Annotated in this window: 4 protein-coding genes; all 4 read right to left on the reverse strand. The window is 50.1% G+C overall.

Going from position 1 to position 6,381, the window contains the following annotated elements:
- Positions 1-51: 51 nt before the first annotated feature.
- A complete protein-coding gene (locus tag ABF859_RS15240) occupies positions 52-3,168 on the reverse strand; it encodes an efflux RND transporter permease subunit (protein WP_415528481.1) in 3,117 nt (1,038 codons plus the stop codon).
- 3 nt (positions 3,169-3,171) lie between these two features.
- The gene (locus ABF859_RS15245) at positions 3,172-4,329 is read right to left on the reverse strand and encodes an efflux RND transporter periplasmic adaptor subunit (protein WP_062454376.1); all 1,158 of its coding nucleotides are present in this window, start codon (positions 4,327-4,329) and stop codon (positions 3,172-3,174) included.
- On the reverse strand, positions 4,326-5,546 hold the full coding sequence (locus tag ABF859_RS15250) for a TolC family protein (RefSeq protein ID WP_415528483.1): 1,221 nt from the start codon (positions 5,544-5,546) through the stop codon (positions 4,326-4,328). The genes ABF859_RS15245 and ABF859_RS15250 overlap by 4 nt, the downstream gene beginning before the upstream one ends.
- 518 nt (positions 5,547-6,064) lie before the next feature.
- Positions 6,065-6,381, reverse strand: a 317-nt coding sequence (locus tag ABF859_RS15255; protein WP_415528482.1) for a DUF1275 family protein, incomplete at its 5' end; no start/stop codon positions are given.

A 6,381-nucleotide genomic window follows, 5' to 3' on the forward strand; every position in this document is an offset into this window, starting at 1 on the left:
TAATATAGAGCGATTATCTGATGATACTCGCTCTATCTGTGTGAGTTTTCTCTAGATTCGGCTTCTTCTCCATTCGTCCATCTTAACATACAGACTGGGTAAGACGAGAAGAGTCAGGGCCGTACATGACACCAGCCCTCCAATAACAACAGTTGCTAATGGCTTTTCGACTTCAGCCCCTTCGCTCATTGAAAACGCCATCGGAAAGAAACCCAGGCAGGCCACAGTAGCTGTAGCCATGACAGGGCGGAACCGCTCTTCCGCGGCCTCCTGACTGGCAACGCGCGCCGACAACCCTGCTGCTCGTTTTTCCCGAATGCAGGAAACAAGGACTACTCCATTCAAAGTCGCCACCCCGAACAAAGCAATAAACCCAATCCCAGCAGAGACGCTAAACGGCAGGGATCTTACCGTCAGTGCCAGGATACCACCCGTTGCGGCAAACGGCAGATTCAGGAAGACCAGGCCCGCTACCCAGATATCCCCAAACGCGAACACCAACAGAAAGAAAATAAGCGCCAAGGTAATCGGTACGACAATCTCCAATCGAGCAACAGCTGACTGGAGATTGCGAAACTGCCCGCCCCATTCAACACGATATCCATGCGGAAGTTTAAGTTGCTGGCCAACGGTCGTCTGAGCTTCCTGTACGAACGAACTCATATCGCGCCCGCGCACGTTCGCCTGCACCATCATCCGTCGCTCCCCCTGATAGCGGCGGATGGCCGCTGGCCCATCAGTCAGCGTGATTTTAGCGACCTGAGACAATTCAACCATCTGGTCATCTCGTGTCGCGACCGGGAGGCGTTTGATATCATCAAGAGTACGCCTTTGCGGAGCATCGATCCGCACTTCGGTTGGAATTAAAGCATCACCCGTTGAAACCGGCGGCCCGACGTGTCCGCCGACGGACTCGACAACATCAAGAATAGCCGCTGTATCCACATTGAGCCGACCTGCGGCTGTTCGATCCACATCAATATGAAGATATGGAATCGTCCCAACGTCCTGGGGAGCGACGTCCGCCGCACCGTTAATCCTGCTGACAATATCTGCCGTTTGTTGTGCCAGTTCCTGTAGCCGACGAATATCAGGGCCGTAGATGCCGATTGCAATCTGTGAGCGCACTCCGGCCTGCATGTCATCCATGCGCATTTGAATGGGTTGGCTCCACGAAAAAAGCGAGCCGGGATTATTCTGGCGCAGTGCTGCGTCAAAAGCCCTCACGAGCCCTTCCTGGGATTGTGCAGTCTTCCATTCTGATCGTGGCTTGAGCAGAACATAACTGTCAGTTTGCTCTACACCCGACGGATCCGTCGGAATAGCAGACGTGCCTGTGTTACTCACAATCGTTCGTATGTCGGGAAAGGTCTTCAGCGTTTTCTCGATTGCTGTCACTTCATGAATTGAAGCCCCTAACGAGATCGCCGGAAGACGCGTTGACGTGACAATCAAATCACCCTCCTGGAGTTGTGGGATGAATTCTCCTCCAAGGCGCGTCGCCAAAAAGACAGATACAAGCAGAATACCGACTGCAACCATGAAAATCTGATTTGTATGCGTGCGACAGTATCGCGCTACCGGGTTAAAGCCACGCCTTAGAAAGGCGATAAATCGTGTGTCATGGCTCTCAACACTGAAGGCATGTTCCTGCCCTTCAGGTCCAGTTGCTGTATCAGCGCTTCCTGAATGACCCTTCATGATCATCGCACATAAAGCGGGCACGCCCAAAAAAGCAAAGACCAGAGAAGCCAGCAATGCCAGGATAATGGTTTCTGCCATCGGTCGAAACATCCGCCCTTCGACACCTTCCAGTGTCAGGATCGGCAGATAGACCAGCATGATGATAAACACGGCAAAAATCACAGGCCGCGCGACAGAGGCCGTCACTTTGGCCACGCGCTCCTGCAGAGTCAGCTCCGCAATAACGGAAATACTCAGAACGCCTTCGACAATGACAAGTGCACTATCGACAATCATTCCAAAATCTATGGCCCCAAGACTGAGAAGATTGGCCGAAATACCAAGATGGTGCATCCCAACCATTGCAGCCAGCAGAGCAAAAGGGATGATGGACATGATGACCAGAGAAGCCCTCCAGTCTCCAAGAACGACAAGCAGCACCACCAGAACAAGCAACGCGCCCAATGCAAGGTTTTCCTTGACGGTATCAATCGTCACATCTGTCAGCGTTGTACGGCTGTAATAAGGCTCCAGGGTGATGCCCTCTGGGAGTGTTTTTTGAAGCGTTGGGAGAATTCTGTTTAACCGGTTGAGCGTGTCACGGGCACTTGCGCCTTCCTGCAAGAGAATAACTGCATTCACAGCTTCTCCTTTACCATCCCGTGTTACAGCTCCTAGCCTTGGAAGCGCACCTTTGCGGACAGTGCCAATATCCCTGATATGAACAACTTCTCCGTTGGGACCACTTTTGACCTGAATTTCTCCCAGCTCCTTGAGGTCATCGATAAGTGAACGCCCCACAATAATGTGCTGCTCATCGTTATGCTCTATCCACGCCCCCCCCGCAGCTTCATTGCCAGTATCGACAGCTTTGAAAACATCTGAAACGGACACATTGAACCGACGCATAGCCATTGGATCGAGCGCGACCTCGTAGGTCTCCGACGCGCCACCATTGACGTTAACATCCACCACCCCAGGAACCAGTCGCAGCTTGGGTACAACGGACCAGTTCAGAATACGGTTCAGATCTGTAAGAGACTGGCCTTTCCCTTTAATCTCCAGTTGCATGATTTCACCCATGCCTGTGGCCATTGGCCCCATGCTAATGGAGAGTCCGTGAACTGAAATGGTATTTTTTGCTTGATCCAGAAATTGAGACACCAGGTCCCGATCGCGGTAAATGCTCGTATTGTCATCAAATTGAAGATAGAGAACCGATACGCCAGTACGGGAAACCGATCTTAGGTTTTTTAGCCCGACAACCCCCGACAGCACCGTTTCAATGGGAAATGTAACGAGCTTCTCCACCTCTTCTGTCGGTAATCCAGGTGCCTGAATAGAGACGAGAACCTGACGTGGCGAAATATCTGGAACTGGCTCTACGGGAAGAGAGCGAAGATCGAAAAGACCTGCCACCATCAAAAGAAGAATACAGCCCAGAATTCCTTTCCGGCCTTTGACGACATGCAAAAAGAAATTCATGATCTAGTTCCGTGCTTCGGAATGATCAGGCGTCGGCGCCAGAAGATATTGCGACTTCAGGACAAAGCTTCCTTGTGAGACAACTTTCTGCCCAGCCTTGAGACCCTCTGTCACCAAAGCTTTTCCCTCAAGAGTAGTCGCGACAGTCACATTCCTCGGAACAAATTCATGATCTGATTTTTGAACAAAGACACAATTTTCTCCATTCAATGTCTGAATGGCGGCTTCTGGAACAAGAACGCCGGAGACACGATTTCTTGTCATCAAACGAGTTTTTACAAGCATATCAGGACGCAAAATCATATCAGGATTTGTTACGAGGCTACGCACCAGAACATGTCTGGTTCCAGGCTCAATACTGGCCTCGATAAGAGTAATATTTGAAGAAATAGGAGTCTGATTTGCAGAGATGTATGTTAACTGCTGCCCCCCAGCAGCCAACAGTCCAGCTTTCTGTGGATCAACCTGCGAGATGATCCAAACCTGCGAGAGGTCGTCAATTTCAACAGCTGGTAAGGCTGTATTCGAAACACTCTCTCCCTGAGTTACTGAAATCGTACGGATAATACCGCTGATTGGAGAGGTCACGGTAGAAACCAGACCTTCTCCTTTTTCCAATTGTGTCGAATACCGTGCGAGACGTTGCCGTTCCGTAGTTAACTCTGCCTGTCTCTGACGAACCAATTCACGTGCTGCTTTGAACGATGAGAAGCGTCGCTCTACCTCGCCGGAGGAGACAACGCCCCCCTCTAAAGCATGCCCACGTTTATAAATATCCGTTGCGTTACTTTCTTGCGCCAGGGCCTGCTGATAAGCCGCCTGTGCCTCGTTAGTTCTCTGTTCCTGATCTGCCAGGCTGAAATTTTCATATTTGAAAAGGGGCGCGCCTTTCTGGACTTTCTCTCCTGGCGTTACAAAGACTTCCTGAACACGGCCGTTTCCGACTGGGTGGATACGGGCGACATGGCGCTCATCAAGTGCGACATAGGCCGGAACATCCATATGATCAGACAGCCTTCCGGCTATCGCCGTAGAGATCACAATATTTTCCGCTTTAAAAGCATCCGGCGAAATCTGAACGGTCTTTTCAGCCATGCCTACGCCAGGAAAGCACAAAGAACTCATGCCCAACAGGACAGACACAAAGATGGATTTTTTCAAGGGGTCTCTCCTGTCAGGAGCATCATTCTGATCATGGCAGTGTGCCAGACGACATTCGCCTGAGAGGCTCGTTGCTGCGCTTCCAGAGCGCTGCGGCGCGCACGGAGATATTCTATGACCGGCACCTCTCCGACCTTCCAGGCATTTTCAAGGTCGTTTGCGCGCTTCTGTAACGCGACATTGGTCGCTTCGCTGTGCTGCATGATTGTCAGCGACGAACGAAATCGGGTGTGAACCTGTCGATATTCGGTCTGAACTTTTCTGCGCGCCAGAATGGCATCCCGGTCTGCCGCCGCCATAGCCCTGACCGCTTTCATTTCCATGGGAGTATTTCGGGCTGCACTTGGTAGAGGGATTTGAATCTGAACTCCTACCTGCGTATCCCACGGACTTTGATACTGTTCCTGCCGACTGACCATGACACCCAAACGCGGATTGGGGATTTTGGAATGACGCGCAACTTCATAGGATGCTTTTGAAACACCTCTTATGGCCTCTGCCAGCCTGACTCTCGGATCTCGTTCAACGTTCAGAGCCATGTTACGCCCATCCAGGATATGTCCTGAAAGAGACAGAAGATCAGGAATATCCTCGTGTCCGGTCAGAGCTTCAAGATCGGCTTTGATACCGTCCAAAGATTGAACTGCATCCGAAATCCTGCCTTCAAGGGTTTCTTTCTCTGCGACAATCGCCTCGTTATCAGAGCCGGACAGTTCACCATTCTGATAGGCAACTTCAGTGACGTGAGCGATATTTCCCAGCAGGGAATCGGCATGACGTAAATTTCGAATGGTTTCCTGCTGAAGTGTCGCCTCGCTGGTCAGCGTAACGATACGGACAGCCGTTACCAGTTTTTCGACCTGAGTGTTGGCGTCGGCAACTTCCTGATTTCCAAGTGCTTCATTGGCAATCGCGCGGCTTTGTCCTGGCAGCCACAAAGGAAAATTTATACCACCTTGGTACGTTGTATAACCGACTTTGCTACCGATAAAATGATCGTCAAGATACTCGCCTGTAATAGTGGGGCTGTCAGGAAACCAGGCACGTGCCGCTTTGGCCTCTTTCCTGGCTGCAAAAGCATCCGCATGAAAAGACGACAGCCTCGGATCTGCTTGCCAGGCCAAGTGAATGGCATCATGAAGTGTTTCTGCTCCAGCCTGCGAAAGACCACTTAGTAAAAGGAGAGAAAAGCTCAGATAATATATCGACAGAGGCATTTTCACGAATATGGGTCTCTCGAAGATGCAAGATCTTCAAAATTCATACACACGCAATGGCTTCTTTATTTTTCAAAGAATGTTTCACTATTAATAATTTTTTTATAGAATTGATTGGGTGTTATGCTCGTGCATAGGACACATCGAGGATATTATAATAAAATTATTATTTTCTGATCTGGAAATTTGCCCATACCAAGTACTATGAGAATTTTTAATATGACTGCCCAAGAACTCGGTGCTCTATATGAAATACACGGACCCGAGGTCTAATATGACGCACGTGCGCAGGGACATCACATAACACTTCCTATGAAGATTATTTCTGCGCCAAAATCGAATTCATCCCTTCTACAGATAAGCTGGCTCTGATTATTATTTTCTACCAGCGGAATTATTGATATGAAGAAATTGTAATTACGAAATATTTTACGGGCCCTGTCTTGCAAACGCAACAGTGCGAGAGGGTTTAAAGCTTCAGAGACCAGATTACTCTGTGATATTCAGCTTGGTCTGTCTCAGTCCTCGTAACGTCCATCATGCTCTGATTTCCAGACGTCCCAGTAAAGAAGTCCCAGAAACGGCAGGGGCCAGAGAAACGGAAAGCTGCCGTGCACTGCCAGCCCGAGCGCTGCCATCACTGCCCCCATAAAAAAAGACAGGAAAGACAGCCCCGGCAGAAGAATACTTCCGGAGAGCGGAGTCCCCACTCGGGACGGTGCCAGCTTTGCAGCCACCCAGGTTGCAACGCCAGATGCGGCTTTCAGAAGATTGGTTGTGATGACAATCGTCGGCATTGATGTGCCGGAAAATTTCGCAATGGTTTCTCCCTGTA

This window comes from Gluconobacter sp. (genome assembly GCF_047722525.1).
In the GTDB taxonomy this organism is placed as follows: Bacteria; Pseudomonadota; Alphaproteobacteria; order Acetobacterales; family Acetobacteraceae; genus Gluconobacter.

Excerpts from the sequence above, each read along its gene's own strand:
- ABF859_RS15240 (WP_415528481.1), bottom strand. The coding sequence starts at position 3,168 with ATGAATTTCTTTTTGCATGTCGTCAAAGGCCGGAAAGGAATTCTGGGC.
- ABF859_RS15250 (WP_415528483.1), bottom strand. The coding sequence starts at position 5,546 with ATGCCTCTGTCGATATATTATCTGAGCTTTTCTCTCCTTTTACTAAGT.